This window comes from Aeromonas sp. R10-1 (assembly GCF_040908465.1).
GTDB classification, from domain to species: Bacteria; Pseudomonadota; Gammaproteobacteria; order Enterobacterales; family Aeromonadaceae; genus Aeromonas; species Aeromonas caviae.
In genome coordinates this window covers 47801-74190 of record NZ_JBFODT010000032.1, presented here as the reverse complement: position 1 = coordinate 74190, position 26390 = coordinate 47801, and the positions used below count along the sequence as shown (strand labels likewise).

Genomic DNA, 26390 nt, shown 5'->3' with positions numbered 1-26390 from the left:
CCATCAAAGGAAATGTCGATGCCCGTTGAACGTTTGGTTGCCGCCCGCTGTGCCGATCCCTTCTCCCATCTAGGCCTGCTGGCCAATCCGGATGGGCCAGGCCTGAAACTCACCGCCTGGTTGCCCGATGCACTCGAGGTCCGGGTCAGGGATCTCAAGTCAGGCAAGATAGTTGCCACCCTGACCGCCGCTGACGAAGCGGGCCTCTTTGAAATTGTTTTCACCCGCCGCAAGAATCCCTTCCCCTACCAGCTCATCGCGACCTACGCCGACGCCAGTGCCGACATCATCGATCCCTATCAGTTCCAGGCCGCCGCCTGGGAAGGGCTGGCGGAACTCACCTGGCAACCGGAAAACCTCTACCACACCCTCGGCGCCCAGTTGCGCACCGTGACGCACCTCGGCCAGCAGGTGGAAGGGATACGCTTTGCCGTCTACGCGCCGAGCGCCACGGCGGTGAGCCTCATCGGGGATTTCAACTTCTGGGATGGCCGCCGTCACCCCATGCAGCGCAGCCAGTGCGGCCACTGGGTGCTGTTCGTGCCGGGGCTCAAGGCCGGGGATCGCTACAAGTTCGAACTGAAAGACCCGGCGGGCAATCGCCTGCCCCACAAGAGCGACCCGGTGGGCTTCTACTGCGAGCAGTACCCCTCGTTCGCCTCCGTGGTCTATGACCACGGCCAGTACCAGTGGCAGGACGCCGACTGGCGCGAGAGTCAGCTCAATGACAAGCGCGAGCAGCCCCTTTCCATCTACGAGCTGCACGTGGGTTCCTGGAAGCGTCACTCCAACGGCGACAGCCTGAGCTGGCGCGAGCTGGCGGTGGAACTGGTGGATTACATCAAGGAGATGGAGTACACCCACATCGAGCTGCTGCCAGTCTCCGAGCATCCCTTCAGCGGCTCCTGGGGCTACCAGCCGGTGGGCATGTTCTCCCCCACCAGCCGCTACGGCACGGCCGACGATTTCAAATACTTCGTGGATCAGTGCCACCAGGCGGGGATCGGCGTGATTCTGGATTGGGTGCCCGCCCACTTCCCGTCCGATGCCCACGGCCTGGCCCGCTTCGACGGCACGCCGCTCTACGAGTACGAAGATCCGCGCCGTGGCTGGCACCCGGACTGGAACTCCTACATCTATGACTTCGGTCGCGACACCGTGCGCCAGTTCCTGGTGGCCAGCGCCCTGTTCTGGCTCGACAAGTTCCACATCGACGGCCTGCGGGTGGATGCGGTCGCCTCCATGCTCTATCTGGATTACTCCCGCAACGCCGGTGAGTGGGTGCCCAACGTCGATGGCGGCAACCACAACTACGAGGCGATCAGCCTCTTGAAGTGGACCAACGAGGAGGTGTACGGCAAGTACCCCCACGCCATGACCATCGCCGAGGAGTCCACCGCCTTTGCCGGGGTCTCCCGTCCCACCTTCCTCGGTGGCCTGGGGTTTGGCTTCAAGTGGAATATGGGCTGGATGCACGACACCCTCAGCTACATGCAAAAAGAGCCCATTCACCGTCGCTACCACCACAACGACATGACCTTCTCCATGGTGTACCACTATGACGAGAACTTCATTCTGTCCCTCTCCCACGACGAGGTGGTCCACGGCAAGCACTCCCTGCTCTACAAGATGCCGGGGGACGAGTGGCAGCAGGCCGCCAACCTGCGCGCCTACATGGGCTTCATGTATGCCCACCCCGGCAAGAAGCTCAACTTCATGGGCACCGAGATCGCCCAGAGCAACGAGTGGAATCATGATGCCCAGCTGCCCTGGCACCTGTTGCAGTACCCCAGGCACGGCGGCCAGCAGCGGCTGATCCGGGATCTCAACCACCTCTATCGTCATGAACCTGCCTTGTATCAGGCGGATTATGAACAGGCCGGTTTCCGCTGGCTGGATCACCAGGACGCGGACAACAGCATCTTCGCCTGGCTGCGGGCCGACAAGCTGGGGGCCCATCCGCTGGTGGTGGCCTGCAACTTCACCCCGGTGCCGCGCATCGGTTACCGTCTCGGGGTGCCGGCTGCCGGTCGCTATCGGGTGGTGCTCAACACCGACAGCGAGCATTACTGGGGCAGCAACTATGATGTGGGTCTGGTCTTCGTCGCCGAGGCGACCCCCTGGCAGGGGATGGCACACAGCCTGGTGCTGGACTTGCCGCCGCTCGCGACCTTGTTCATCAAACAGGAGTCCTGATGTTTGAAATGGAAAACGGGGTAGATCACCCGCTTGGCGCCCGTCTGGACGAGACGGGCTGCCACTTCTGTGTCTGGGCTCCCCAATCGGACAAGGTGGAGCTTTGCCTGTTCGACGAAGAGGAGCAGGAGCTGGCGCGTCTCCCCTTGCCCGGTCGGCGCGGCCAGTACTGGTTCGGCCACGTGCGCGGGGTCAAGGCTGGTCAGCGCTATGGCTACCGGGTGCATGGCTCTCCCCAGGAGGGGTTGCTGTTCGACCCGGACAAGCTGCTGATAGACCCCTATGCCCGGGCGCTCAGCCGTGCCACCCACTGGGACGACGCCCTCTACGAGGGGGACAGCGCGGCCATGGTGGGCAAGTCGGTGGTGGTGGACGATGCCTTCGACTGGCAGGGGGTCGGCAAGCCCGGCATCCCGCCGGAGCGGGTCGTGCTCTACGAGACCCACGTCAAGGGGTTCACCCGCCAGCACCCCGGCATCCCCAAGGCGTTGCAGGGCACCTATCTGGGCATCAGCCACCCGCTGATGATCGAGCATCTGCAGGGGCTGGGGGTGACCTCGGTCCAGCTGATGCCGGTGGCGGCCTTCATGTCCGAGCCCAGGCTCGAGCAGCTGGGGCTCACCAACTACTGGGGCTACAACCCCATCGCCTTCTTCGCGCCCGAACCGCGCTACGGGGCGAAGGATGCGGTGACCGAGTTCAAGACCATGGTGCGCGAGCTGCACCGGGCGGGGCTCGAGGTGATCCTGGACGTGGTCTACAACCACACCGCCGAGTCGGGCTTCGACGGCCCCATGCTCTCCCTCAAGGGATTTGACAACGCGGGCTACTATGCCTTCGAGTCGGGGGCCCACGGTCCGGATTACCATCGCCACGCCAACGTCACCGGCTGCGGCAACAGCGTCAATCTGGATCACCCCAACACCCTGCGGCTGGTGCTCGATGCCCTGCGCTACTGGGTCACCGAGATGCAGGTGGACGGTTTTCGCTTCGATCTGGCGGTCACCCTGGCGCGGGAGGCGGGGGAGTTCGATCCCATGAGCGCCTTCTTCAAGGCCATGATGGCGGATCCCGTGCTGGCGCGGGTCAGGCTCATCGCCGAACCCTGGGACATCGGCCCCTTCGGCTATCGTCTCGGCCAGTTTCCGAGCCAGTGGCTGGAGATCAACGATCGTTACCGCGACACGGTGCGCGCCTTCTGGCGCGGGGATGCGGGCAAGATGGGGGATTTTGCCACCCGTCTGGTGGGCTCGCGGGATCTCTTCCCGAAGAACTGGCGCTCCCCGCACACTAGCGTCAACTACCTCTGCTATCACGACGGCTTCACCCTCGAGGATCTGGTCTCCTACAACCAGCGCCACAACCAGGCCAACGGCGAGGACAACCGGGACGGCCACGGCAACAACCTCTCCAGCAACCACGGGGTGGAGGGGCCGACCCTGGACCCGCGCATCAACAACCTGCGCCAGCAGCAGAAGCGCAACCTCATCGCCACCCTGCTGCTGTCACAGGGGACGCCCCACTTCCTGGCCGGGGACGAGATGGGCCGCAGCCAGCTCGGCAACAACAACGCCTACTGTCAGGACAACCAGATAAGCTGGGTGAACTGGCAACTGCGCCCGGAGGACGAGCGGCTGCTTGCCTTCACCCGCCAGATGATGGCGCTGCGGGCGGAGTCCGGGGTCTTCTCCAACCTGCAACTGAGCGACGACGGCTGGAACGGCAAGGCGACCAGCTGCCACCAGGTGAACTGGTATCACCCGGACGGCCATCAGCTCACCGATCAGGACTGGCACGCCCCCATGGGGCAGGCGTTTGCCATGGACATCGGCATGATCGGCTGCACCGGGGAGCGCTGGTACGTGCTGTTCAACGCCAGCGACTATGACATCCAGTTCCGCCTGCCGCCGCCGGGGGAGGGCATGGAGTGGATCCAGACCATCGACACCGCCACCAACGACGGCCTGCCCTTCCTGCCGGACGACATCAAGCGGCAGGTGGCGGTGGGGCGTGCCCACTCCCTCAAGCTGCTGGAGCGGGTCGCCCTGCCGGCGGCGGTGCTGGCGAGTGAAGGGGTGGTGGCAGTGGATGTTGTCGCCGTGTTGCCAACGGGATCACAGTTCCCGCTGGCGGGGTAGAGCCAGGCGCCCTGACTGGGTATGCTGGGCACCGTTATCAGTGGTGAGGAGCCGGAATGAGCAGTAACAACCCTGAACAGTGGCGCGACAAGCTGAGTGCAGAGCAGTTCCACGTCTGCTGGGAGAAAGGGACCGAGCGTCCCTACAGCGGTGCCCTGCTGCACAACCGCAAGAGCGGCGATTACCACTGCGTCTGCTGCAAGCAGGTGCTGTTCCACTCAGGAGCCAAGTTCGACGCGGGCTGCGGCTGGCCCTCGTTCGACCGGGCCATCGAGGGGATGGTGACCTACACCGAGGACAACAGCCACGGCATGAAGCGGGTGGAGATCACCTGCAGTCAGTGCGGCTCCCACCTCGGCCACGTCTTCCCCGACGGGCCGACCGAGACCGGCCAGCGCTACTGCGTCAACAGCCTGAGCCTGGATTTCGAGCCCGACGCCTGATCCCCGACACGACCAGCGGCGCCTCCCTTCGGAGGCGCCGCTTTTTTATCTCCCCCTGTCAGGTGCCGGGCTATGCCAGCGGCAGGTAGATGTCGGTGACCAGCTCATGGGTGGGCACCTCGTGTACAAAGTTGTGGTAGTGGAAGAAGAGCGGAAAATCCCGCAGCTCTTCGCCGCTGGCGGGCAGCCAGTCGCGGTAGAGCGCCCGGGCACAGTCGGCCAGGAGGTCGTGGGAGCCGTGGTGGCGCACCACGGCGCAGCGCCCGGCCGGGATGAGGGCATTCTTCACGCCCCACTCATTGTCCTCGGCGACGGGGGCCTCGACGCAGCCACAGAGGGTAAAGCGAAACGCCGCACCCTCCGTCGTGGCGGGGTCGTCCGGCGCCAGACCATAGGTCCGGCTGGTGGCGACCGGGGAGCCGCCCGTGGCCTTGCGCCACTGGATGAAGCGCGCCGCGGTGTCGTTGATGCGCTCGGGCAGGCCCTGATGGGTCAGGGCGGCGACGGCGGTCTGCGGGAACTGAATGATGTCGACTCGCATGGGGTCAATCCTCTTTGTGGGGGGCCGTGGCAGGCAGCGATGCCAGCTGGCCCAGTCCGGGTGCTGCCTGAACTGGCTGGGCGTCAGGCCGAACGTCTGCTTGAAGGCGCGACTGAAAGATTCGCCATGCTGGAAGCCGGCATCGAGGGCGATATCAGTCACCTTGTCCAGAGGAGCGAATGCCAACCGGTAAGAGGCCCGCTTCAGCCGCAGCAGCTGGATGTAACGCCCCAGCGGCACGCCGCAGTAAGCGGCAAATTGCCGATGAAAGTGAAAGGGCGAAAAGTGCGCCACGGTGCTGAGCCGCTCCAGCGACAGGTCGTCGTCGAGATGGCGCTCGATGTGCTCGGTCACCGTTTGAAAGCGTCGGCGGTAGGCCTCTGTCTGGTTGTGATCCATGGTCTCTCCTCTGTGCTGCTCACTATCGGCCAACGGGCCCGAGCTGTCCTGACGGATCTTGCTCTCTTTGCCTCCCCTCGGGGAGAAGAGCCATGACCGCCAGCCCGGCGGGCGCTGCCTGACTTGTCGCGGGTTCGTCAGGCCAGCAGCAGGGCCGCCCCCGTCAGCAGGGCGGCGAGGGGCAGAACGGGGAGCCGTGGCACCCGCAGCAGGTAGAAGCCGACGGCGGCCAACGCCAGATCGGTGGGGGCCAGCACGGCGCTCTGCCAGACCGGCTGATAGAGCGCCGCCAGCAGCAGCCCCACCACGGCGGCGTTGATGCCGGCCACGGCCCCCGCTAGACGGGGGCGGGCCAGCCAGTGCTGCCAGCAGGGGCCCAGCGCCCAGAGCAGCAAGAAACCCGGCAGGAAGAGCGCCAGGGTCGCCAGCAGCGCCCCGATGAGGGGAGTGGCGGGCAGCAGCACGGCGCCCAGGTAGGTGGCCAGGGTGAACATGGGGCCGGGTACCAGCTGGGCCAGGCCGTAGCCGGTCAGGAACTGCTGCTCGCTCAGGTGGTGACCCAGGCTCTCCTGCAACAGGGGCAGCACCACGTGACCACCGCCAAACACCAGGCTGCCTGCCCGGTAAAACTCGGCCAGCAACTGGCTGACGGGGCCGCTCGCCACCAGGGGCAGGCCGACGAACAGCAGGGCGAACAGCAGCAGGGTCGGCCAGTGAGGCTGGCGAGCCGGAGTGGACGCGAGGCCCTGACTCCCCGGGTGCGGCTCGCGCAGGGCACAGAGCAGGGCCGCGCCGAGCAGCATGGCGACCTGGGTCAGAAGACCGGGGGCGCACCAGAGGGCGGCGGCGGTGGCCACCATGACCCCCTGTTGCAGCGCCGTCTTGCAGAACTGGCGGCTCATGGTGAGCACGGCATCCGCCACCACGACGAGCGCCAGCAGCTTGAGGCCGTGCAGGGCGGCGTCCAGCCAGAGGCTGCCCGCAAGCTGACCCAGACCGACGGCGGCCGCCAGCAACAGCAGGAAGGAGGGGAGGGTAAAGCCGACGAAGGCAGCCAGGGCGCCGCCGATGCCGGCGCGGTGGCGACCGATGGCAAAGCCGAGCTGGCTGGAGGCCGGACCCGGCAGCAGTTGGCACAGGGCCAGCAACTGGGCGAACTCCCCCTGGTTCAGCCAGCCCAGCCGCTGGACAAAGGTGCGCTGAAAATAGCCGATATGGGCGGCCGGCCCGCCAAAACTGATGCATCCCAGCCACAAGAACTGCATGAATACCTGTCCCATCTTCCCCTCCTCGTCATCATCCTGGCCCGGATAATATGACAAAAAAGTGACAGTTTGGTGACGGTACGCCCTCCCGCGCTGCCTGCCATCAACAGGGGCTGGCGGGGTGGCTGGTCGCCTCCGCCAGCAGACGAGAGGTGCCGGGGTGACGCGCGGCAGCCTGCCGGTGAGGGTCAGGGGGCAGGTTGTGGCTGGGGCAGGTAGCATTGTCCCGCCAGCCAGCAGGCGATGGACTGGCGACTGGCATCGAAGTGAGGCTCGGGCAGAGTGTGCGGGTCGCACCAGATCCAGCCCTCGCACTTTTCCGGCTCCAGCAGTTGCGGCTCCCCGTTCACCTCTGCCAGCAGGGTGACCGAGATGTAGTGCAGGCCGCTCTCGCGCCAGGTCTCCAGGTTGTTGGTGACGGCGATGACGCGAGGCTGGCGGATGACGAAGCCGGTCTCCTCCGCCACCTCCCGGATGGCTGCCGACTCGAAGGTCTCCCCCAATTCCAGATGGCCACCTGCGATGGACCAGTAGGGGGCATGGCTGCCCTTGCGCTTGCCAAGCAGTACCTGGCCCTGGCCATTGGTGAGAATGACGCCGACACCGACGCGGGGATAGGGGGTAGACATAGGGGAGGCTCCTTGCTGAGACGGCGGGGTGCACCAGGGAAAACGGGCCCACCTTAGGGGGGATGGGCCCGTTGTGCAAGCCGCCTGTTCAAGGGCGATCGGATGCCGATTTTCCATCGCTTAAACGGATGGGTCTGGCGACATTCTATCTGTTAAATAGATGGGAAATGCCCCCGGATCAGGGCAGTCTGACCAGCATCTTGCCGGTATTGCGGCCCTGGAACAGTCCGATAAAGGCTTGCGGCATGCTGGCCAGCCCCTCGCTGACGGTCTCCTCGGCCTGGAGGGTGCCCGCCTCGAAGGCCGGCATGGCCTCTGCCAGGAACGCCCCGTAGTGCTGCCAGTGATCGGAGACCAGCAACCCCTGCATCAGGATGCGCTTGCGGATCACCTGGGAGAGGTTGCGCGGGCCGCTGGCCTGGCCGTTGCTGTTGTACTGCTCGATAAGGCCGCACAGCACGATGCGCCCGTGCACCACCAGGTGGTTGAGGGCGGCATCCAGCATGGCGCCCCCCACGTTCTCGAAGTAGACGTGGATGCCTTCGGGGGCGAGGCGGGCCAGCTCGGCGTCGAGATCAGGGGTCTCCCGGTAGTTGATCACCGCATCGGCTCCCAGGGTCTTGAGGTAGGCGACCTTGTCGGCCGAGCCGGTGGAGCCGATGACCCTGGCCCCCGCCTGCTTGGCGAGCTGGACCGCCATGGTGCCGACCGCCCCGGAGGCTGCCGAGACCAGCAGGGTTTCACCGGCCTTCAGGTGTGCCACCTTGTGCAGGCCCGCCCAGGCGGTCATGCCCGGCATGCCGAGGGCGCCGAGGAAGCGCTGGGGCGGCAGGGTGGTGTCGGGCAGGCGGGTGAGCTGGGCGGCGTTTGCCACGAAGGCATCCCGCCAGCCCAGCATGCTGCTCACCTTGTCCCCCACCTTGAAATCGGGGTGGCGCGATGCCTGTACCGTGCCGATGGCGCCGCCGTCGAGGGGACCGTTGAGGGGGAAGGGAGGAACGTAGCTTTTTGCCTCGCTCATGCGGCCGCGCATGTAGGGGTCCACCGACAGCCACTGGTTGGCGACCTGCACCTCTCCCTCCTGCAGGGCGGGCAGGGGCACGTCCCGGAGGGTGAAGTCCTCCAGGGTGGGGAGACCGGTGGGGCGACGCAGCAGTTGGATTTGATGGCTGATGGCATTCATGGGCATTCTCCGGCAGTGGGGCCGCGCGTCGGGCGGCGGCCTGGTATTTTTGTTTGTGTGCAAACTAAAATCAGGGTAGTCCTGAACGCGGGGGCTGGCAACTGTTTTGTGTGCAAACTATTCAGCCCCGAAGTTGATGGGGTATACTGCCCCCTTGTCGTCAGCGAGGTCCTCCATGAGCGAATTGAAAAAGCAGGTCTGTTTTGCCCTCTACAGCGCCTCCAATGCGGTGATGCGTGCCTATCGGCCGCTGCTGGACAAGCTGGATCTCACCTATACCCAGTACCTGGTGATGCTCTCGCTCTGGGCCCGGGACGAGGTCAGCCTCAAGGAGATAGGGCAGGAGACCGGACTGGATGCGGGTACCCTGACCCCCATCGTCAAGCGGCTGGAGAGCAAGGGGTGGCTGACCCGCACCGTCTCCCACGAGGATGAGCGGCAAAAGTGCATCAGCCTGACCGAGGCGGGACGCCAGTTGCAGCAGGAGGTCAGGGAGTGCTGTCTGGCGGACAGCTTGCGCAATCAGGTGGATCTGGCCGATGCTGAGTTGGCCCAGCTCAAGCAGCTTTGCGATCGCGTGGCGGCGCAGCTGGGGCGCTGATCCCTTTTCCCGTCAGGAGTGACCCGATGAAACCCATGCAATCCCTGCTCCCTCTGTTCGCCATCCTGCTGTGCGCCTGCGCCGATACCTCCTATCCCCGTTCCGAGTTGCAGATCGACGATGCCGATGCCTGGCAGGCCATCTGCAAGGACGGGGTCCGGGTGCGGGCGGTCACCGACGAGGGGATCTGTGCGGATCACCGCGGGGTGGCCATGTGGACAAATAAACCAAGGGCTGCGCGGATGGCAGAAGAAGCGGCCAAGTAGTGTGACCTGTACGACATAAAATGACATGACCGGCCATGGGGCCGGTTTTTTTCGCGATCTTGCCAGCACTTTGGCACCTTGTTCATGGTGCACTCATTTTTCTCTTCCCATACTGGCCCTCAAGGTAGCAAACCAACAGGAGAGAGAGATGCAATCATCCATCGTCGGGCTCTCCATTCTGTGGGGGCTGGCCAGCTTTGGTGTTCAGGGGGATTTCATCGAGAGCCGTGATACCGCCTCCCCCTCCTGGCAGGCCGAGTCCAGAGTGGAGATGGAAGGGTACTTGATGGAGTCGTTGGGCGCCGATCGCTGGGTGTTCGACAACGGCAGCGAGAGCCTGGAAATCTCTCTGCCCAAAGGGCAGTGGGTGTCGACCGGTGAGCGGCTGCGACTGCGCGGCGAACCCTTGCAGGAGCAGAGCGGCTGGTTGCTGCAGGTGCAGGACGTCAGCCAGGTCGAGGCATGACGAGGCGTTCGCCACCTGACGGCGCGATGGCGCCCGCGGGGCGGTGTTGACCGCGAATGCCCTTGATAGCAGAGACAAGAAGAGGAGGCCCGGGCCTCCTCTTGCTTTTGGTGCTCCTCGGATGCGGGGTGGGTTGTCAGCCCAGGTGGTTGAGGGGCAGGGCGGTCTTGTGTTTGATGCGGCGCAGCACGAAGCTCGAACGCACCCCGGTCACGCCGGAGATGTGGGTCAGCTTGTCCAGCAGGAAGTGCTGGTAGTGCTCCATGTCCCGCACCACCACCTTGAGCTGGTAATCCGCATCGTTGCCGGTGATGAGGTCGCACTCCAGCACTTCGGGTAGATCCTTGACGGCGCGATCGAAGTTCTCGAACCGCTCCGGAGTGTGCCTGTCCATGGAGATGTGAATGTAGGCGGTGAGGGTCAGCCCCAGCTGGCGGGCATTGAGCAGGGTGACATGGGTATCGATGAGACCGGCATCCTCCAGCGCCTTGACCCGGCGCGAGCAGGGGGAGGGGGAGAGCCCGACCAGCTCGGCCAGCTCCAGGTTGCTGATGCGGCCATTTTCCTGCATCAGCTCCAGAATATGCCTGTCTATACGATCAAGTTTCAGCATTCTCCGTACCTCTTCGCAATTACTAATCCACTTTTCCTAGATTAAGGGTGAACTATTGCAAAAACAACTGAAAATACCTGCTACTTCACAACCACTCACCGCATCGCGGGGAGTACCATGGTTACATCTTCCGGTGGCAAGACAGGCGCCCGACCAGGCACCTGTGGTGAAGGACCTTACCGGGTCAAGAGCCCCATCAGCCGTTCGACCTTATCGGGAAACAACGGGCTGGAACGAGAGCACCCCCTCCCCGAAGGCAACAAAGCAGGCATCCCGGCGCCTGCTTTGTTGTTTTTGCGTTCCGCCCGCTCAGGGGCGGGGCGGCCGGATGCGATAGAGACAGCGGCTGTCCCCCTCCAGCAGATACTGCTCCCGCTCCACCTCGGCCGGCGCCAGCAACCGGCGAAACAGCGCCAGCTCGCTGCGGCAAAAGCCCCGACAGGCTCTGGCCGCACTGCAGATGGGGCAGTGACTCTCCCACCACAGCCAGCTGCCGTCCTCCTCCTGCGACATGTCCGCCATATACCCCTCCTGGGTGCGCAGCGCCTTGAGCGTCATCAGCCTGTCTGCCAGCGCCGGCTGGGTCAGCCTGGATTCATAGCGAGCCTGCATCTGCTGCTCCCGCCGCGCGATGAGCTGCTCCATGCCCGCGTCGCCAAACACCTGCCGGATGTCGTCGATCAGCTGCAGGGTCAGATCGCCATGGGTGTCGGGGAAGCGTTGCCAGGCCTGGTCGGTGAGGTGCCACAGGCGCACCGGGCGACCACGGCCGCGGGCCTCGTCGCTAAACCCCACCCAGCCCTCGGACTCCAGGGCCATCAGGTGCTGGCGCGCCCCCATGGACGTCATCTGCAACTGGTCGCCGAGTTCGGCGGCGCTCTGGGGGCCGCGGGTTTTCAGCAGATAGAGGATCTTGTCGGTACTGGCGTTCATGGGGGCTCCGGTGGTGGGTATCGGTGCGGTGACCGCCTGGATGAGGTCATTATGGGTAGCAGGGAGATTTAAATCAACAATATGCTTTACTTAATGGACGGCCCCTCACAATATAAATAAACCGATAACTTTATTTAATGAGGCGAAGATGGAAGGGATCAAGGGACAGGCGACCCTCTGGGTATTGGTGATGACGGTGACGCTGGCGGTGGCGGGATTCAGCCTGCCTTCCCCCGTCCTGGCGCCGCTGCTGCTGGATCCGGCCCAGGGCATGCTGACGCCACAGGCGTCGGACTGGAGCCGCAAGGTGTGGCTTGGCGTCATCATGGGGCTCTATCCGTTGTTTCAACTGCTGGGGGCCCCCTTGCTTGGCCGCCTCTCCGATCGCCATGGGCGCAAGCCGGTGCTGACACTCTGTCTGGTGGGGGTGCTGGCGGGGTATGTGCTGATGGCCCTCGGCATCGCCTGGCGTTCCCTGCCGCTCTTGCTGCTGAGCCGGGTGGTGGAGGGCTTCTTCAACGGCGACATCGCCATCGTGCAGGCGATGGCGGCGGACATGAGCACGGCCAGGACCAAGGCACGCAACTTCGCACGCATCAACATCGGCATGAACCTGGGCTGGGTGGTGGGTCCCATGATCGGAGGCTATGCGGCCGTGGTCTCGGGAGATTACAGCCTGGCGGCCTGGCTGGCGGTGGGGATGACGGTGATCAACCTGCTGTTGGTGCTCTGGCTGCTGCCCAATCGTCCCCCGGTGCCGGCGACCCGGGATGAGGTTCCTCTCTCGACCCGCCAACTGCTGCTGCAACCTCGTCTCCTGCCCTACTTTGCCCTGACCCTGGCAAGCTATGGGGCGGTACAGCTCTACTTCACCTACTTCAATGTCTGGCTGGTGGAGCGGCTGGCATGGGATCCGGTGCAACTGGCCCAAGCCGCCGTGCTGGTGAGCGTGCCCATGATGCTGGGCTCCTGGATCGGTGAGCAGCTGGCACGGCACTGGCGCGGCAGCTCCCTTGGCATCGTCGGCCACCTGGTGATGGCGGCGGGCATGCTGATGTTCATCCTGCCGACCCAGTGGTGGGGGCTCGCGCTCACCTTCATCCCGGCCGGCATCGGCATGAGTCTGGGGGAGCTGGCCACCTCGGTGGCGGTCTCCAACCGCAGCCATGCCAGCCAGCAGGGGCAGGCGATGGGGCTCTACCGCGGTCTGGCGGTGGGCAGCGAGATCCTGGCGGTGGTGCTGGGCAGCCTGGTGCTGCTGGCGGGGACCGAGTGGCCCTTCTACCTGGCCGGCCTCTGCGGCGTGATCTGTGCCCTCGGTTTCTACGGATTGCGCAGACGGGCGGACAGGCGAAACGCCGTGGCCGGGTGCGCCGAGGCGGGCTGACGAAGGGCGCGGGGATCACAGTTCGGCGACGGGATGACGGGCCGGACTTGCATCGCGGCGCCGAGTCTGGGACGGTATGGCTCTTTGCTCCGCTGTTCCCGCCCCCCGGCGAGCGCGTCTCCCATCATGGGCCTTGCGATGCCCAGTCCGCATTCCCGGCGGTGAGATGTGTCGTCATGGCACTGGAAACGGGAGGGATGGCGCCGCACCCGTCTCGACATTCTTGGAGGTGATATGAGTCGTTATCAGGCCATTGCATTGGACATGGACGGTACCCTGCTGAACCGGGATCACAAGATCTCGTCCGCTACCCGGGCGGCCCTGGCCCAGGCCCGGGCACACGACATCAAGGTGCTGCTGGTGACGGGTCGCCACTTCATGACGGCCCGTCCCTTCCACCACGAGCTGGCCCTCGACACCCCCATCATCTGCAGCAACGGTGCCTACCTCTATGATCCGGTGCAGGAGAGGATCCTCGCCGGGGATCCCCTGGCCGTGGCGCCTCTCACCACCCTGCTGGAGGAGGTGCAAGCCCAGCAGATGGGGGCGCTGTTCCACCTGGGGGACGGCATCGGCTACCTGGGCTGCGAGGAGCACGTGGGCCGGATGCGGCGCTGGTCGGCAACCCAGCCGGATCACCTCAAGGTCTCCCTGCTGCCCGCCGAGGATATCGAGTCCTGGTTGCAGTCCCCCATCTGGAAGCTGGAGTTGTTCAACCAGGATCCCGGCCGGTTGCACCGTTTCGTCGGGGAGGTGGTGGAGAGACTGCCCTTCACCCGTGACTGGGCGGCCCCCTATGCGGTGGAGCTGGTGCAGCCAGGTTGCAGCAAGGGCAACCGGCTGGCCCAGTGGGCGGCGAGCGAGGGGATTGCCATGGAGAACCTGGTGGCCTTTGGCGACAACAACAACGACATCAGCATGTTCGAGCAGGTGGGGCTGGCGGTGGCCATGGGCAATGCGGCGCCCCAGATCCAGGCCCATGCAGACCGGGTCACCGCGGATCACAACGAGGATGGCATCGCCCTGGCGTTGCAGCGCTGGGTCCTGCCCGCCTGAGGGGAAAAACAGTCTGCGGCATAAACAGAAAGGGGCCATGTCGGCCCCTTTTTGTCAGCTCCCGAAGGAGAACTGGATCACCCGATCCGGGAAGCGCAGCCGGTTGTAGTCCCGGTATACCCCTTCGTAGTGACGGATGGCGCGCTCGCGCTGGGCACGATAGTAGTCGCGCTGGCGGCTGTCGCTCTCTCCCCGGATCTGCTGATCCAACTGGTGGATGCTCCGCTCGGTGCGCTCCAGCTCCTGCTGCAATTCGCCGAGGCGCTGCTCCAGCAGGTACTCCTTGCGGCCGCGCTCGAACTGGGTGAGGAAGCTGGTGTCGTTGGGGCAGACCCCCAGGTATTCGCTCCCCTCCCGTCCCTTGCTGTAGGCAAGCTCGGGGATGCAATAGAGCTCCAACCCCTTGGCGTAGCCGCGCTGCCACTCCGCCTCATCCACCTTGAGGCCGTACTCCCCGCAGGTCTTCTGATAGTCGCGGGTGGCGCTCCGGGTCTTGCCCTGCTCCCCGTCCTGATAGCCCTGGTTGTACCAGCTCATGGCACGGCACTCCTCCTCCGAGAGGGAACTGCACCCGGCGAGCAGGAAGGGAAGGGTCAACAACAGGATCTTGGGGGACATGAGGGGGCTCCGACAGCAAAGGGGGTGGGGCATTCTAGAAGAGGAGGCCCGTCCGGGACAAGCACCGGGCGAGGGGGCCGTATCATGATGTTTTTATCAGTATTTTCAAGCCGTTGTAGACGGGCTTCCGGCAGCCTTTTCTTGCCGGGGGAGGCAGGGTAAACTGCGCCTACTTTTAACTGGCATGTAACATAAAAACAATGAAAGTCCTGACCGTCGATTATCGCTCCCCCGATGCGGCCGAGCGCTTCACCGAATCCCTGCGCACCACCGGCTTCGGAGTGCTGACTCACCACCCCATCCCGAAGGAGCTGGTGCAGTCCATCTATGACAACTGGTATCGCTTCTTCATGAGCGAACAGAAGCAGGATTTCCTGTTCAATCGCGAGACCCAGGACGGCTACTTCCCGCCCTCGGTGTCCGAGGTGGCCAAGGGCCACAGCCAGAAGGACATCAAGGAGTACTTCCACATCTATCCCTGGGGCCAGATGCCGGCAGAGCTGAAAGAGCAGGCGATGGAGTACTACCGCCTCGCCAACGATCTGGCCGCCGAGCTGCTGGGCTGGGTGGAGCAACACACCCCGGGGGACATCGCCGCCCACTACAGCTGCCCGCTCTCCTCCATGATCGAAGAGAGCCACAAGACCCTGCTGCGGGTGCTTCACTACCCGCCCTTCGACGGCACCGAGGAACCGGGTGCCATCCGCGCCGCCGCCCATGAAGACATCAACCTGCTGACCATTCTGCCCGCCTCCAACGAGCCGGGCCTGCAGGTGAAAGGTTCAGACGGGGAGTGGATGGACGTGCCCTGCGATTTCGGCACCCTCATCATCAACATCGGTGACATGCTGCAGGAGGCCTCCCGCGGCTACTACCCCTCTACCACCCACAGGGTCATCAACCCGACCGGGGGCAGTGCCGCCAAGTCCCGCATCTCCTTGCCGCTCTTCCTGCACCCCCGTCCGGACGTGGTGCTCTCGGAGCGTCACACCGCCCACAGCTATCTGATGGAGCGGTTGCGGGAGCTGGGGGTCATCTAATCCCGCCAGACCCGGGCAGACAACAAACCGGAGCATCCCCGCTCCGGTTTTTATTTTGTGGCACGATTGGTTGGTTATCCGAATTTTATTGGTTAATGATGCTAAAAACTGAGTTTGAAATCGGATATACGCCGAGTGATTGCGCGCCCGCGGGCGTACTCTGAGCGCCATTTCGGGCCTCGCTGGCAGGCCCTTCCCGTGGAGTTCTTATGAAGCAGTCCCAATGGTCATCCCGGCTCGGTTACATCCTGGCCGCCGCAGGTTCCGCGGTCGGTCTCGGCGCCATCTGGAAGTTCCCCTATGTCACCGCCGCCAACGGTGGCGGCGCCTTCCTGCTGGTCTTTCTGCTGTTCAGCTTCACCCTGGGGGTGGCGGTGCTGATGGGGGAGACCCTGATCGGCAGTCTGACCCGGCGCGGGGTGGTGGGCGCCTTTGGTGAACTGATGGGCAGGCGCTGGCGCTGGGTCGGTGCCATGGGCTTGCTGTGCAGCCTGCTCATCTTCTGCTTCTACAGCGTGGTGGGCGGCTGGACCCTGGGGTACACGGGCATGGCCCTGGCGGGGGAGCTGCAACAGGGGGACGGCGCGGCACTGACCGCCCGTTTCAACGACTACGTCGGTGATCCGCTCTGGCCGGTGCTGACCCACCTGCTGTTTGCCGGCTTGACCTGGTGGTTCGTGCGGGGCGGTGTGCAACAAGGGGTGGAGCGCACCCTGCGCTGGATGATGCCGGCCCTCTTCATCATGATCCTGCTGCTGGTGGCCTTCGGCCTCACCCTGCCGGGCGCCATGGCCGGGGTGCGCCACTTCCTGATGCCCGATTTCAGCAAGCTCGGCATGTCGGGTGTGCTGGACGCCATGGGGCTGGCCTTTTTCTCCCTCTCCATCGGCCTTGGCATCCACACCACCTATGGCGCCTACCTGCCTTCCAGCGAAGGGGTCGGTCGCTCCAGCCTCTGGGTGGTGCTGCTGGCGAGCGTCATCGCCGTGCTGGCGGGCCTGATGATCTTCCCGGTACTGGCGGCGACCGGCATTGACCCGGCCTCGGGCCCGGGCCTCACCTTCATGACCATGCCGGCGGTGTTCCAGCAACTGCCCTTCGGCCAGGGCCTGGCGGTGGTGTTCTTCTCCCTGCTGGTGGTGGCGGCGCTCTCCTCCTCCATCTCCCTGCTGGAGCACCTGCAGTGCTTCCTGTGCGAGAGCCTGGGCTGGTCCCGCCGCGCGGCGTGCAACCTGGTCATTGCCCTGGTGATGGCGGGTGGCATCCCGGTGAGTCTGTCGTTCGGTCCCTGGGCCACCCTGACCCTGTTTGGCAAGAACATCTTCGAGTTGCTGGACTTCATCACCTCCAACCTGATGATGCCCCTGTTCGGGCTGGCCCTGACGCTGCTGCTGGGCTGGCGGCTCGGCCGCCAGGCGCTGCCCGAAGGGCTGGCTCCCCACTGGCGTGCCCTGCTGATGGGCTGCTGGCGCTGGCTGGCTCCCCTGCTCATTGGCGGCATTCTGGTGCGCGGCCTGGTGTAGGGCGGGTTGGTCATCTATGCCACTCCCCGGCCGGGCTGGCCGGGGAGTGGTGTGGCAGGATTGACACTTTATAAAAATCTGTCAATTAAAAATAAACAGAGCAACAGTCTGTTGTTTTGATATTTTATTTTGATTAAATCTGTTTTTGGTTCTGTTTTAGACTATTTCCTGTCAACTTCTCTTGCCATGGTTTAGGCTGTGGCTCCTTTTTACCGTGCAGGCGTCGCCCTTCCATGTCACCCCTTATCGCTCTCTGTGGCCGATTTAGCCCCTTTCTGGAGAGGTGACCTTGCAGGTGTCGTTTGTCTGACTGTTCATTGCAAAGGTCGCCCTCAGGCGGCCTTTTTTTGTTGCGGCGCACACCGCGCCTAGCCATGGAGTATCGAACTGATGTTGTCTTGCCCGGAGGTTGTATGAGCCAGGTTCAGTGGTCTTCCCGTATTGGTCATGTGCTGGCGGCCGCCGGCTCGGCGATCGGCCTTGGCGCCATCTGGAAGTTTCCCTATGTGACAGCCACCAACGGGGGCGGTGCCTTCCTGCTGGTGTTCCTGCTCTTCAGCTTCACCCTGGGGGTCGCGGTGCTGGTGGGGGAGACCCTGCTCGGCAGCCGCAGCCAGCGCGGCGTGCTCGGCGCCTTCCACAAGCTGGTGGGGCCGAACTGGCGCTGGATGGGTTACATGGGGATCCTGTGTGGCTTCTTCATCTACAGCTTCTACAGCGTGGTGGGAGGCTGGACCGTGGGCTATGCGGCCCTGGCCGTGGGCGGCGAGCTCAACCTGAGTGAGGCGAGCACCCTCACCGCACTCTTTACCGGTTATGTGAGCGATCCCCTCTGGCCGGCCCTCACCCATCTCGTCTTCGCCGGGCTCACCTGGTGGTTCGTGCAGGGAGGGCTGCAACAGGGGGTGGAGCGGGCGCTGCGCTGGATGATGCCGGCCCTGTTCGTGATGATGCTGCTCCTGGTGGTGACCGGGCTCTCCATGCCGGGGGCCATGGCCGGGGTACGCCAGTTCCTGATGCCCGACTTCTCCCACCTGACGGGGCAGGGGGTGCTCGACGCCCTGGGGCTGGCGTTCTTCTCCCTCTCCATTGGTCTCGGGGTACACACCACCTATGGCGCCTACCTGCCGAGCAGTGACGGGGCGCTGCGCTCCGGGGTCTGGGTGGTCACCCTGGCGAGCTGCATCTCGGTGCTGGCGGGGCTGATGATCTTCCCGGTGCTGGCCTCTACCGGCATCGATCCTGCCGCCGGCCCCGGCCTCACCTTCATGACCATGCCGGCGGTGTTCAACCACCTGCCGTTCGGTCAGGGGCTGGCGGTGATCTTCTTCCTGCTGCTGCTGGTGGCGGCGCTCTCCTCCTCCATCTCCATGCTGGAGCACCTGGTGCGCTTCACCACCGAGGAGTGGGGCTGGTCGCGCCGCAATGCCTGCCGGGTGCTGACCCTGCTCATCATGGCCTGCGGCATTCCGGTCAGTCTGTCGTTCGGGCCCTGGGCGGACTACACCCTGTTTGGCAAGACCCTGTTCGATCTGCTGGATTACCTCACCTCCAATCTGATGATGCCCCTGTTCGGTCTGGTGCTGACCCTGCTGCTTGGCTGGAAGCTGGGGGACAGTATTGTGCCTGCGGATCTCTCGCCGCTGATGCGTGGTGCGCTGCTCTGGTGCTGGCGGCTGGTCGCCCCCCTGCTGATCGCGGGGATCCTGGTGCGGGGCTTGTTGTAACGCACCTGCCAGGGCGGCATGCACCGCCCTGGATGGCTATAGGCCCTGGTGGGGACCGAGGGGCGGCAGTTTGGGGGCCAGGTGGGATCTCACCTGTTGCAGGGTCTCCCGATAGGCGTTCCCATGGTGCTCCAGGAAGGCGGCACTGTGGTTGAGACGCTGCTCCAGCCTGTCCACCAGGCGGGCCACCGCCGGGGCCGCCATGCCGGCGGGCCAGCACTGGGTCAGCAATACCAGCAGTTGCCAGGCATCCCCCGCCTGGGCCGGGAATCGCTCCTGCAGGGTCAGAGCACTCTGCACGGCGAGCTGGAGCTGACCCGTGGTCATGGCCCGTTGCCGCTCCTCGCGCAGCTGGGTCAGCTGCTGCTCCCGCTGCGCCAGTTGCCGCGCCAGATCGTCGACCACCTGCAAAATGAGCCCCTGCAACAGCGGGGTCTGTGCCACCGGCCCCTGATATTGGCCGAGCTGGGCCAGATAACGCTGGGCATGGTGGGGAAGCCCGCAGAACTGGCTGACGGCCACCCCGAGCAACTGGTTGAGGTGATTGTCCCGCGCCGCCTCCGGCGGGTGCTTGGCCAGCAGCATCAAGGCGTCATCGAATCGATAATCCAGACCCAGCATCAGGGCGCGCAGCAGCCCCTCCTCGTGGGCCCGCAGGGTCACGGCCTGCTGGCCGAGCTCCTCCAGGGTCTGCTGCAGCTCATGAACTCTGGCCTCTCCCGGTGGATGCCAGAGCACCGCCAGGGTCGCATCCAGCAGGCAGCGTTCGACAGAGTGGCGAAACGTCTGTTTGGGGAAGTAGCGCAGGATGAAATCGCTGGCCTGCGCCAGCACCTGACCTTCATCCCTTCGCAGCAGGGCCAGCAAAATGGCCACCTGGCGCCACTGCGGCTGCCAGGGGCAGCGTTGCAGCAAGCCTGACAAGGTTTCCCAGGCAGGATCCCACTGCGTCTCGTGCAGTTGGCAGGCGAGAACCAGCGCCTGATGGATGACGGGGGGCAGTCGCTCCCGGTTGCGGGCCAGATCCTTGTGGGCGCTCTCCACCCGGTTCAGCCCGAGCAGGGCCTGGTTCAGTCCCTGGCGTGGCCACCAGGCATCGTACTCCGTGGTGCAGATGGCGTAGTGCTGGGCGGCCTGCACCCGTTCCCCGGCTTGCAGCAGCATGTAGCCCTTTACCCTGTCCATCTGTGCTTCCAGCCCCTTGTGACTGGCGTGCCGGTAAAGCAGATCCTCGCACTGGGCGCAGGCGCTGCGCCACTCCCTGAGCGCCATGGGGGTGGCCAGGGGGCGGGTCACCGTGGTCAGTGCCAGCAGCGCTTGCAGGCTGTGCGCCAGCTGCTCCGTGGTGAAGGGCACGGCCAGACGCAGGGCGAAATAGAGGTCGGAGGGGGGGAACTGGCCGGTGTCCTCGTCCTGCTCCAGCAGCAGGAGCACGCAGCCGGGCGCGAGCAGGCCCAGGTGGTGTGCTTCATGCAGCAGCCTGACTCCCTCGTGGGCCTGGTGGTGATACTGGCGGCAAAGAATGGCATCGAAGGCGTGCTGGCGCAGCAGGGCGGGCAGGCTTGCTATCTCTTTGCAGTGGAACAGCTCGGTGGGGGGCAGCCCCAGATCACTCAGTCCCTGGGTGAGGGTCGAGCCCATCATGGCATCGTCTTCGATGAGGAGGATCTGCATCTTTGACGCTCCTTCGCCGGTCGGGGGTGGCGAGGTTGGATTCAAAGTTAGCCTCCACTCTCCCGCGAGAGCCAGAGGGGGTCAATACCCCACCTGGGTCAGGGATGGTTCAGTGCCGGCCTTCGGCGGGGCAAAGAAAGCATCACTGAAGGCCGGGCCCCCTGGCCGAGAAGGGGCAGTCCCTCTGGGGGACACGCAGCTCCCCGGCTCCCGACTTTCCCTGCCAGGCGAGCTCGAGCTGGCCCTGGCGCCCGAGGCGGCGCAGCTCGAACTCGTAGCGCAGGCAGGGGTTGTCGGTGGGCAGCTGCGTCATCCCGGCGGGCAGCCGGTAGTCGTAGCGCAGCAGGGGGCCATCTTGCAGCCGGCTTTGCACGGGCACCAGTCCCTCCGCCGTCGGTGCGGGGGCCTTGAGATAGCGGCGCAGCGCCACCGGGGCGTCGATGGCTTTTTGATAGTGAAGGCCGTTCAGGGCTGCCAACTCCTCCTCCAGCCGCGTCAGCTCCCCCTCCAGCCCGCTCAGGGCGGCGCCAAGCTGTTGATGGGCCGGGGAGGCGCAGCCTCCCAGCAGCAGGGTCGCGATCAGCAGGGCGGGACGGACGGCAGACATGAAGGCTCCTCGGGTGCCAGGGTCAATGACTATAGCAGGGGATTGGTGGGCGGCGAGCCCCTCAGCAGCCCGGCTAGGCGCTCCAGCCCTTCGGCGACGCGGGCGTCGGTGGCGGGCTGGCTCAGGCTGAGGCGTACTCCCTGCGGGGCGGCAAACTGGCCGGCGGCGAAGTGTTCTCCGCTGGCGACCCCCACGTCAAGGGCGTTGGCGGCCTCCGCAAACTCCTGGCTGCGCCAGGGCTCGGGCAGTGGCAGCCAGGCGTGCATGGACCCCGGCTGCCAGCGCGCTCCCGGCAGCAGGTGGCGCAGGAGCTCACCCCGGCGCGCCAGGATTTTTCGCTGGTGTTCGATGAGCGGCATGATCTGGCGCTGGCTCACCAGCTTGCAGGCCAGCTCGATGAGCAGCGGACTCACCATCCAGCTCGACAGCCGCATCGCCTGGGCGAAGCCGTTGCGAAGGGCGGGGGGGGACAACACGAAGCCGACCCGCAGGCCGCCGCAGGCGATTTTGGCGAGACTGCCGAGGTAGATGACCCGCTCCGGTGCCAGGTTGACCAGGGGAGGGAGCGCACTTTCGGGCAGCAGGCCGTTGACGTCATCCTCGACGATCAGCAGATCGTGGCGACGGGCGATGGCGACGATGGCGTCGCGCCGCGCCAGGCTCATGGTGGCCGTGGTGGGGTTTTGCAGGGTGGGGGTGAGGTAGAGCAGCTTGGCCCGGCGGGTACGGCACGCGGCATCCAGCGCCTCTGGCAGCAGTCCCTCCTCATCCATCGCCAGTCCCACCACCTGATTCTTGAGCTGGCGTGCATTGCCCAGCATGCCGGGGTAGCTCAGTCCCTCGCAAAACAGGGTCTCTCCCACGCAGCCGGTGGCCAGCAGGGCCAGCATGATGCCGTGCTGGGCCCCATGGCTGAACAGCAGGCGATCTTCGCTCGCCGTGATGCCCTGCTCGGCGAGCCAGTCGACGAACAGCTGGCGCTGTGCGGGGCGTCCCGCCTCCTTGTCATAACCGAGCAGGCCGTTGAGATCCCCCTGCGCCAGATCGGTGAGCAGGGGCCTGATGATGGCGCCCCTGTCCAGCTGGACCGGGAGGTTCTGCCACAGCTCGATGCGCTGGCTGTCTTCATTGCGGATCACCCATTCGTTGGCGGGATCCGCCGCTCCCCTGACCCAGGTGCCGTGCCCGACCCGGGCCGCCAGCAGGCCCCGTCGCTCCGCCTCGGTGTAGGCGCGGGTGACGGTGCCCACGGTGACCCCCAGCTTGTCTGCCAGGGCCCTGTGGGTCGGCAGCCGGGTCTCGGGTGAGAGGATGCCGGTGGAGATGGCCTGCTCGATGGCCTTGACCAGTTTGAGGTAGAGGGGCCCCTCGAAAGGGGTGAGGTCGGGCGTCCAGATTGTCATGGTGACAATAAATCCATTGATCCAATATTGTCCGCAATATAGCGTGATTATCAGCCTATACACAACCAACAAGCACACATTGTATCGGTACAATGTGGCGAGAAAGGAGTCTCCCCATGACCATCGAATGGTATGCCACCCTGTTTGGCTTCGCCCTGCTCACCTGCGGCACGCCCGGGCCGAACAACCTGATGTTGACGGCGTCCGGCGCCAACTTCGGCGTGCGGCGCACCCTGCCCCATCTCATCGGGGTGGCGGTGGGCCAGCCTGTGTTGCAACTGGTGCTGGCGCTCGGCTTCTATCCGCTGTTCGAGCGCTGGCCCCTGCTCAAGCTGAGCCTGCAGGTGCTGGGCAGCCTTTACCTGCTGTGGCTGGCGTGGCGCATCGCGGTGGCAGGCGCCCCCGGAGATCCCGCCAGCCGTGCCCGCCCCTTGACCCTGCTTGAAGGGCTGGGCTTCCAGTTCCTCAATCCCAAGGCGTGGATGATGGGGATCTCGGCCATCAGTCTGTTCAGCCTGCCGGGGAGCGACTACTGGCCGAGTATGTGGGGCATCATGAGTGTCTTCCCCATGGCGGGGTTCCCGGTCTGCTTCGCCTGGGTGATGTTTGGCCATCAGCTCAGCCGCTGGATCAACTCGGACAAGGGGTGGCGTCGTCTCAACGGCAGCCTGGGTGCCTTGACCGCCCTGTGCGTGGTGATGCTCTGGTATTAACAGCACCTTGATTATTCATGCAAAGAAAATGCATTGCTGACCTTGTCGTCAGGGCGTCGGCTCTGCATATTAGGAGGCTTGCCGTATCTGAACGAGGTTGAGATGGATCTGAACTGGTTGCTCCCCCTGGCGGGCTTTGCCCTTATCACCTGTGGCACGCCGGGCCCCAACAACATGCTGCTCACCAGTGCCGGGGCCGCCCAGGGGTTTCGCCGCTCCGTGCCTCTGCTGGTGGGGGTGGTGGGGGGCATCAACCTGATGATCCTGGCCACGGCCCTGGGGCTCGGGGTGGTGTTCGAGCGTCTGCCCCTGCTGCACGACGGCCTCAAGCTGGTGGGGTCGGCCTACCTGCTCTGGCTGGCTTGGAAGGTGGCCAACGCCAGTGGCCCGGCGGAGGGGAACCGGCCGCTCATCCCGGCCCATCAGGGGGCCATGCTGCAACTGCTCAACCCCAAAGCCTGGATGATGGCGCTCTCCGCCATCAGCGGCTTCACCCTGGCGGGGGAGGCTTACTGGCCGTCCGCGGGCTGGGTGCTCGGCATTTTCTTCGTGACCGGCCTCTATACCGGTGCCTTCTGGGTGCTGTTCGGTGCCCAGGTGCGCCGCCTCATCCGCACCGCCACCGGTTGGCGTCGTTTCAATCTGGGCATGGGGCTCGCCACGGCGGCCTGCGTGCTGATGATCTGGGTTTAGGCCTCGGCCTGAGCCTTTACCGGCTGTCTTGTTGGCCCTTCGGGGCCTTTTTTATTGCCGGGGCGGTGCAATCAAACGCGCCCCCTGAGGGATTGCGGCATTGGTTTGCATCATCGGGTTACATAAGGAGATCCCATGAAATGTATCGGTCTGCTGGGTGGCATGAGCTGGGAGTCCACCGTCAGCTATTACCAGGCCCTCAACCGGGGGGTACGCGAGCGGCTCGGCGGTCTGCACTCGGCGCGGGTGCTGCTGAGCAGCGTGGATTTTGCCGGGATAGAGCGGTTGCAGCACGCCGGTGACTGGCCCGCCACCGCCCGTCTGCTGGCGGCCGAGGCCAGGGCCATCCAGGCCGGTGGCGCCGATTTCCTGCTGATCGGAACCAACACCATGCACAAGGTGGCGCCGGAGATCGAGGCCGCCATCGACATTCCCCTGCTCCACATCGCCGATGCCACGGCCCATCGCCTCCAGGCCGACGGGGTGACCCGGGTGGGCTTGCTCGGCACCCGCTTCACCATGGAGCAGGATTTCTACAAGGGGCGGCTCCAGGAGCGCTTCGGGCTGGAGGTGCTGGTGCCTGATGACGCTGCACGGGAGCGGGTGCACCGCATCATCTATGACGAGCTCTGCCTCGGCGATATTCGCGAGTCGTCTCAGGCCGAGTATCTGGCCATCATCGCCGATCTGGCACAGACCGGTGCCCAGGCGGTGATCCTGGGTTGCACCGAGATCGCCCTGCTGGTGGGGGCGTGCCAGGCCGCCGTGCCTCTCTATGACACCACCGCCATCCACGCCGAAGCCGCGGTGACGCTGGCCCTTGCCTGATGTGGTGCGGGCGGGGTGAGGGGGCGCCCCTCTCGGCGCCCCGCCTGTTTTTTCCTCCTTTCATAACTGTGAGTCAGCCTTCATTTCAGCAGGGCTGAAGCCGTTTTTATTGTCAATCGGCTCACATTTCCTCTTTTTGTCTCTTGAGTCCGGGGCATCAGACGCCTAGTTTTCGATCACTGAAACGATTCAGCTTTCACAAAAACAAGAGACACGAGGATAAATCCATGTTGAAGAAACTCTCCATTGCCGTGCTGCTCGCCCTGGGCGCCACCGCGGGTCACGCCGCCGAATTTCTGCTGACCGACTCCCAGCAAGGGCTGGATGTGGGTGACTGGAAGATCACCAGCGAGAAGCTCGGTATCAAGAGCCCGGTTCCCTTCACCATCGAGAAGAAACGCCTGCACGGCGGCCGCCAGGAAGGGGTGGATCTGCTCATCGTCGACAACGGCGTCATGAAAATCACCCTGGTGCCGACCCGCGGCATGGGGATCAAGGAGGTCAAGGCGGCGGATCTGCGCCTCGGCTGGGATTCACCGGTCAAGGAGGTGGTCAATCCCGCCTTCATCGATCTCGAGAGCCGTGGCGGCCTCGGCTGGCTCGACGGCTTCAACGAGATGCTGGTGCGCTGCGGCTACGAGTGGACGGGTCATCCCGGGATGGATGACGACGGCCGCCTCAAGAGCCTGCATGGCCGGGTGCAGAACATTCCTGCCTCCGTGGTCAGCGTGACCGTGGACGAAGAGCCGCCCTATGCCATCCACGTGCTGGGCCGGGTGGACGAGCGCACCTTCAAGATGAGCGAACTGGTCACCTGGACCCAGCTGAGCGTGGTGCCCGGTCAGGCGGAGTTTGCCCTGCAGGACAAGCTGACCAACCACGCGGACTACGAGAACGAGTACCAGATCATCTATCACGGCAACTTCGGGGCCCCCATTCTGGAGGAGGGAGCCAGGGTGAGCACGCCGGTGAAGCAGATCTCCCCGTTCAATGACTACGCCAAGGCCGGACTCAAGGGCTGGCAAACCTATCTGGGGCCCACCAAGGGCTTCGACGAGATGGTGTTCAACCTGGTGCCCTACAGCGACGCCGACGGCAATACCCTGGCAGTGCTGAACAACCGGGCCGGCAACGCCGGAGTGGCGGTGGGCTACAACACCAGACAGCTGCCGGTGCTGACCCTGTGGAAGAACACCGACACCCGGGCCCAGGGCTATGTGACCGGCATCGAACCCGGTACCAGCTATGCCTACAGCACCAAGTACCAGCGCCCGCTCGGGCTGGTCCCCAAGATCCAGCCGGGGGAGACCAAGACCTTCGATCTGACCTATCGCCTGCTGCAAAATGCCGACGAGGTGAAGCAGGCCCTGGCCCAGGTGGAGAAGATCCAGGGCGGTCGGGGCACCGAGCTGCGCGAGCACCCCCTGGTCAAGCTGCCATAAGGGAGA

25 protein-coding genes are annotated in these 26390 nt (G+C 64.8%); 15 read left to right on the top strand and 10 right to left on the bottom strand.

Going from position 1 to position 26390, the window contains the following annotated elements:
* Positions 1–18 precede the first annotated feature (18 nt).
* The 3 genes from glgB to msrB are packed head-to-tail and all read left to right on the top strand — an operon-like array spanning position 19 to position 4777.
* The gene (gene glgB / locus AB5Y93_RS15870) at positions 19–2196 is read left to right on the top strand and encodes a 1,4-alpha-glucan branching protein GlgB (protein ID WP_368229799.1); all 2178 of its coding nucleotides are present in this window, start codon (positions 19–21) and stop codon (positions 2194–2196) included.
* Positions 2196–4334 (top strand): glycogen debranching protein GlgX, encoded by a 2139-nt coding sequence (gene glgX, locus AB5Y93_RS15865; protein WP_368229798.1) that lies wholly within the window; start codon positions 2196–2198, stop codon positions 4332–4334. Before glgB ends, glgX begins: the two co-directional genes overlap by 1 nt.
* Before the next feature lie 56 nt (positions 4335–4390).
* On the top strand, positions 4391–4777 hold the full coding sequence (gene msrB, locus AB5Y93_RS15860) for a peptide-methionine (R)-S-oxide reductase MsrB (RefSeq protein WP_368229797.1): 387 nt from the start codon (positions 4391–4393) through the stop codon (positions 4775–4777).
* A 70-nt stretch (positions 4778–4847) separates the two neighbouring features.
* On the opposite strand, the gene AB5Y93_RS15855 is transcribed toward msrB, so the two are convergent.
* From AB5Y93_RS15855 to AB5Y93_RS15840, 4 genes are all read right to left on the bottom strand, one after another.
* Positions 4848–5717, bottom strand: coding sequence for a GyrI-like domain-containing protein (locus AB5Y93_RS15855; protein WP_368229796.1), 870 nt, complete (start codon positions 5715–5717; stop codon positions 4848–4850).
* 137 nt (positions 5718–5854) lie between these two features.
* Positions 5855–6997 (bottom strand): chromate efflux transporter, encoded by a 1143-nt coding sequence (chrA, locus tag AB5Y93_RS15850; RefSeq protein WP_368229795.1) that lies wholly within the window; start codon positions 6995–6997, stop codon positions 5855–5857.
* A 173-nt stretch (positions 6998–7170) separates the two neighbouring features.
* On the bottom strand, positions 7171–7611 hold the full coding sequence (locus AB5Y93_RS15845) for an NUDIX hydrolase (protein ID WP_316274421.1): 441 nt from the start codon (positions 7609–7611) through the stop codon (positions 7171–7173).
* Between the two features lie 178 nt (positions 7612–7789).
* Positions 7790–8794, bottom strand: coding sequence for an NADP-dependent oxidoreductase (locus tag AB5Y93_RS15840; protein ID WP_279968427.1), 1005 nt, complete (start codon positions 8792–8794; stop codon positions 7790–7792).
* Positions 8795–8969: 175 nt separating this feature from the next.
* Here AB5Y93_RS15840 and AB5Y93_RS15835 point away from each other — a divergent pair, with 175 nt between their 5' ends.
* The 3 genes from AB5Y93_RS15835 to AB5Y93_RS15825 all read left to right on the top strand — a co-directional run bounded on the left by AB5Y93_RS15835 (position 8970) and on the right by AB5Y93_RS15825 (position 10127).
* A complete protein-coding gene (locus AB5Y93_RS15835; protein ID WP_029313694.1) occupies positions 8970–9395 on the top strand; it encodes a MarR family winged helix-turn-helix transcriptional regulator in 426 nt (141 codons plus the stop codon).
* Positions 9396–9430: 35 nt separating this feature from the next.
* Positions 9431–9661: a hypothetical protein gene (locus AB5Y93_RS15830; protein WP_029313696.1), complete on the top strand. Its 231-nt coding sequence runs from the start codon at positions 9431–9433 to the stop codon at positions 9659–9661.
* 148 nt (positions 9662–9809) lie between these two features.
* Positions 9810–10127 carry a hypothetical protein gene (locus AB5Y93_RS15825; RefSeq protein WP_041211026.1) on the top strand — a complete coding sequence of 106 codons (318 nt, stop codon included), beginning with the start codon at positions 9810–9812 and terminating at the stop codon, positions 10125–10127.
* Between the two features lie 136 nt (positions 10128–10263).
* On the opposite strand, the gene AB5Y93_RS15820 is transcribed toward AB5Y93_RS15825, so the two are convergent.
* Positions 10264–10740, bottom strand: coding sequence for an Lrp/AsnC family transcriptional regulator (locus AB5Y93_RS15820; RefSeq protein ID WP_010672894.1), 477 nt, complete (start codon positions 10738–10740; stop codon positions 10264–10266).
* Positions 10741–11049: 309 nt separating this feature from the next.
* Positions 11050–11673 carry a metalloregulator ArsR/SmtB family transcription factor gene (locus AB5Y93_RS15815; protein WP_010672895.1) on the bottom strand — a complete coding sequence of 208 codons (624 nt, stop codon included), beginning with the start codon at positions 11671–11673 and terminating at the stop codon, positions 11050–11052.
* 148 nt (positions 11674–11821) lie between these two features.
* Between AB5Y93_RS15815 and AB5Y93_RS15810 the strand changes: the two genes are divergently transcribed.
* Both AB5Y93_RS15810 and AB5Y93_RS15805 read left to right on the top strand, forming a co-directional pair.
* A complete protein-coding gene (locus AB5Y93_RS15810; protein WP_069652460.1) occupies positions 11822–13060 on the top strand; it encodes an MFS transporter in 1239 nt (412 codons plus the stop codon).
* A gap of 234 nt (positions 13061–13294) precedes the next feature.
* Positions 13295–14116 (top strand): Cof-type HAD-IIB family hydrolase, encoded by an 822-nt coding sequence (locus AB5Y93_RS15805; protein ID WP_109112599.1) that lies wholly within the window; start codon positions 13295–13297, stop codon positions 14114–14116.
* A gap of 54 nt (positions 14117–14170) precedes the next feature.
* Here the strand turns inward: AB5Y93_RS15805 and AB5Y93_RS15800 are convergent, their stop codons facing one another.
* Positions 14171–14734: a DUF2799 domain-containing protein gene (locus tag AB5Y93_RS15800; protein WP_010672898.1), complete on the bottom strand. Its 564-nt coding sequence runs from the start codon at positions 14732–14734 to the stop codon at positions 14171–14173.
* Positions 14735–14934: 200 nt separating this feature from the next.
* Between AB5Y93_RS15800 and AB5Y93_RS15795 the strand changes: the two genes are divergently transcribed.
* The 3 genes from AB5Y93_RS15795 to AB5Y93_RS15785 all read left to right on the top strand — a co-directional run bounded on the left by AB5Y93_RS15795 (position 14935) and on the right by AB5Y93_RS15785 (position 19024).
* On the top strand, positions 14935–15774 hold the full coding sequence (locus AB5Y93_RS15795) for an isopenicillin N synthase family oxygenase (RefSeq protein ID WP_010672899.1): 840 nt from the start codon (positions 14935–14937) through the stop codon (positions 15772–15774).
* A 209-nt stretch (positions 15775–15983) separates the two neighbouring features.
* Positions 15984–17297, top strand: a complete 1314-nt coding sequence (locus AB5Y93_RS15790) for a sodium-dependent transporter (RefSeq protein ID WP_042015790.1) — start codon at positions 15984–15986, stop codon at positions 17295–17297.
* 413 nt (positions 17298–17710) lie between these two features.
* A complete protein-coding gene (locus AB5Y93_RS15785; RefSeq protein ID WP_041211033.1) occupies positions 17711–19024 on the top strand; it encodes a sodium-dependent transporter in 1314 nt (437 codons plus the stop codon).
* Between the two features lie 36 nt (positions 19025–19060).
* Here the strand turns inward: AB5Y93_RS15785 and AB5Y93_RS15780 are convergent, their stop codons facing one another.
* The 3 genes from AB5Y93_RS15780 to AB5Y93_RS15770 form a co-directional block, all read right to left on the bottom strand.
* A complete protein-coding gene (locus tag AB5Y93_RS15780; protein WP_368229794.1) occupies positions 19061–20698 on the bottom strand; it encodes a hypothetical protein in 1638 nt (545 codons plus the stop codon).
* Positions 20699–20840: 142 nt separating this feature from the next.
* The gene (locus tag AB5Y93_RS15775) at positions 20841–21305 is read right to left on the bottom strand and encodes a hypothetical protein (RefSeq protein WP_368229793.1); all 465 of its coding nucleotides are present in this window, start codon (positions 21303–21305) and stop codon (positions 20841–20843) included.
* A 29-nt stretch (positions 21306–21334) separates the two neighbouring features.
* Entirely contained in the window at positions 21335–22708 is a 1374-nt protein-coding gene (locus AB5Y93_RS15770; protein WP_368229792.1) for a PLP-dependent aminotransferase family protein, read from the bottom strand.
* 116 nt (positions 22709–22824) lie between these two features.
* Here AB5Y93_RS15770 and AB5Y93_RS15765 point away from each other — a divergent pair, with 116 nt between their 5' ends.
* The 4 genes from AB5Y93_RS15765 (at position 22825) to AB5Y93_RS15750 (ending at position 26384) form a co-directional block, all read left to right on the top strand.
* Positions 22825–23421, top strand: coding sequence for a LysE family translocator (locus tag AB5Y93_RS15765; protein ID WP_039039402.1), 597 nt, complete (start codon positions 22825–22827; stop codon positions 23419–23421).
* Positions 23422–23523: 102 nt separating this feature from the next.
* Positions 23524–24114, top strand: coding sequence for a LysE family translocator (locus AB5Y93_RS15760; protein ID WP_010672906.1), 591 nt, complete (start codon positions 23524–23526; stop codon positions 24112–24114).
* Between the two features lie 135 nt (positions 24115–24249).
* Positions 24250–24942 (top strand): aspartate/glutamate racemase family protein, encoded by a 693-nt coding sequence (locus AB5Y93_RS15755; protein WP_043155387.1) that lies wholly within the window; start codon positions 24250–24252, stop codon positions 24940–24942.
* Between the two features lie 227 nt (positions 24943–25169).
* A complete protein-coding gene (locus AB5Y93_RS15750; RefSeq protein WP_368229791.1) occupies positions 25170–26384 on the top strand; it encodes an aldose 1-epimerase family protein in 1215 nt (404 codons plus the stop codon).
* The last annotated feature ends 6 nt before the right edge of the window (positions 26385–26390 follow it).

Bases quoted from the DNA above. Each gene is read 5' to 3' on its own strand.
- AB5Y93_RS15795 (WP_010672899.1), top strand. From the start codon at position 14,935: ATGAAAGTCCTGACCGTCGATTATCGCTCCCCCGATGCGGCCGAGCGC.
- AB5Y93_RS15835 (WP_029313694.1), top strand. From the start codon at position 8,970: ATGAGCGAATTGAAAAAGCAGGTCTGTTTTGCCCTCTACAGCGCCTCC.
- AB5Y93_RS15755 (WP_043155387.1), top strand. From the start codon at position 24,250: ATGAAATGTATCGGTCTGCTGGGTGGCATGAGCTGGGAGTCCACCGTC.
- msrB (WP_368229797.1), top strand. From the start codon at position 4,391: ATGAGCAGTAACAACCCTGAACAGTGGCGCGACAAGCTGAGTGCAGAG.
- AB5Y93_RS15810 (WP_069652460.1), top strand. From the start codon at position 11,822: ATGGAAGGGATCAAGGGACAGGCGACCCTCTGGGTATTGGTGATGACG.
- AB5Y93_RS15750 (WP_368229791.1), top strand. From the start codon at position 25,170: ATGTTGAAGAAACTCTCCATTGCCGTGCTGCTCGCCCTGGGCGCCACC.
- AB5Y93_RS15805 (WP_109112599.1), top strand. From the start codon at position 13,295: ATGAGTCGTTATCAGGCCATTGCATTGGACATGGACGGTACCCTGCTG.
- AB5Y93_RS15780 (WP_368229794.1), bottom strand. From the start codon at position 20,698: ATGCAGATCCTCCTCATCGAAGACGATGCCATGATGGGCTCGACCCTC.
- AB5Y93_RS15765 (WP_039039402.1), top strand. From the start codon at position 22,825: ATGACCATCGAATGGTATGCCACCCTGTTTGGCTTCGCCCTGCTCACC.
- AB5Y93_RS15775 (WP_368229793.1), bottom strand. From the start codon at position 21,305: ATGTCTGCCGTCCGTCCCGCCCTGCTGATCGCGACCCTGCTGCTGGGA.
- AB5Y93_RS15770 (WP_368229792.1), bottom strand. From the start codon at position 22,708: ATGACAATCTGGACGCCCGACCTCACCCCTTTCGAGGGGCCCCTCTAC.
- AB5Y93_RS15815 (WP_010672895.1), bottom strand. From the start codon at position 11,673: ATGAACGCCAGTACCGACAAGATCCTCTATCTGCTGAAAACCCGCGGC.
- glgX (WP_368229798.1), top strand. From the start codon at position 2,196: ATGTTTGAAATGGAAAACGGGGTAGATCACCCGCTTGGCGCCCGTCTG.
- chrA (WP_368229795.1), bottom strand. From the start codon at position 6,997: ATGGGACAGGTATTCATGCAGTTCTTGTGGCTGGGATGCATCAGTTTT.
- AB5Y93_RS15855 (WP_368229796.1), bottom strand. From the start codon at position 5,717: ATGGATCACAACCAGACAGAGGCCTACCGCCGACGCTTTCAAACGGTG.
- AB5Y93_RS15825 (WP_041211026.1), top strand. From the start codon at position 9,810: ATGCAATCATCCATCGTCGGGCTCTCCATTCTGTGGGGGCTGGCCAGC.
- AB5Y93_RS15790 (WP_042015790.1), top strand. From the start codon at position 15,984: ATGAAGCAGTCCCAATGGTCATCCCGGCTCGGTTACATCCTGGCCGCC.
- glgB (WP_368229799.1), top strand. From the start codon at position 19: ATGCCCGTTGAACGTTTGGTTGCCGCCCGCTGTGCCGATCCCTTCTCC.
- AB5Y93_RS15830 (WP_029313696.1), top strand. From the start codon at position 9,431: ATGCAATCCCTGCTCCCTCTGTTCGCCATCCTGCTGTGCGCCTGCGCC.
- AB5Y93_RS15800 (WP_010672898.1), bottom strand. From the start codon at position 14,734: ATGTCCCCCAAGATCCTGTTGTTGACCCTTCCCTTCCTGCTCGCCGGG.
- AB5Y93_RS15760 (WP_010672906.1), top strand. From the start codon at position 23,524: ATGGATCTGAACTGGTTGCTCCCCCTGGCGGGCTTTGCCCTTATCACC.
- AB5Y93_RS15840 (WP_279968427.1), bottom strand. From the start codon at position 8,794: ATGAATGCCATCAGCCATCAAATCCAACTGCTGCGTCGCCCCACCGGT.
- AB5Y93_RS15820 (WP_010672894.1), bottom strand. From the start codon at position 10,740: ATGCTGAAACTTGATCGTATAGACAGGCATATTCTGGAGCTGATGCAG.
- AB5Y93_RS15845 (WP_316274421.1), bottom strand. From the start codon at position 7,611: ATGTCTACCCCCTATCCCCGCGTCGGTGTCGGCGTCATTCTCACCAAT.
- AB5Y93_RS15785 (WP_041211033.1), top strand. From the start codon at position 17,711: ATGAGCCAGGTTCAGTGGTCTTCCCGTATTGGTCATGTGCTGGCGGCC.